The sequence below is a fragment of the Alloalcanivorax balearicus MACL04 genome (genome assembly GCF_025532145.1).
Classification (GTDB): Bacteria; Pseudomonadota; Gammaproteobacteria; order Pseudomonadales; family Alcanivoracaceae; genus Alloalcanivorax; species Alloalcanivorax balearicus.
In genome coordinates, this window is record NZ_ARXS01000074.1 from 1 (window position 1) to 707 (window position 707).

Consider the following 707-nt stretch of genomic DNA (forward strand, 5'->3'; position numbering starts at 1 on the left):
GTGCGGTGATCGAGATAGAAAAAGCCCTTGGGCTTGCCGTCGCGCACCATATATCCGCTGTCGGGATCGGTTCGGCTGATCTTGGTTTCTTTCTCAACCGGCTGGCGTTCCTTGGCTTTGAGCGGCTTTTTCGCATGAGCCGCCCGGTCTTCCTCAATCGCCAGATCCAGATCATCCCAATAGGCCGCGCGCGATTTGGCAACCACTTCGCGGTCCCATTTGTTCTTGTTGGCATCGGCCTTCAAATGCGTGCTGTCGGTATAGAGAACCTTACCATCCACCAGCCCGTGCCTGATCGCCTGCTCGACGATCTCGTCAAAAATATCCTGCGCAACACTGGCATCATGATATCGACGCCGCCGGTTCTGCGACAGGGTCGAGGCATCAAAGACCTTGTCGGTCAGCTTGAGTTGCAAAAACCAGCGATAGGCGACATTGACCTCAATCTCGCGCACAAGCTGGCGCTCCGAGCGCACGCCAAACAGATAGCCAATGAACAGCGCCTTAAACATCATCACCGGATCAAGGGCGGGACGGCCATTGTTCGCGCAGTACAAATCGGCCACGCGCGCATGGATAAAACTGAAATCGATCACGGCATCGATCTTACGAAGCAAATGATCGCTGGGGACCAAACTGTCGAGTGTCACCATCTCAAGTTCGGTTTGATGTGGGCTGGGTTTCTTAAGCATTCCCCATTGAATCAA

1 protein-coding gene is annotated in these 707 nt (G+C 54.3%); it reads right to left on the reverse strand.

Features of this window, described 5'->3' with window-relative positions; translation table 11 throughout:
* Positions 1-692: transposase (locus MA04_RS21740; protein WP_262462858.1), on the reverse strand; the 692-nt coding region annotated here is incomplete at its 3' end.
* Positions 693-707 lie beyond the last annotated feature (15 nt).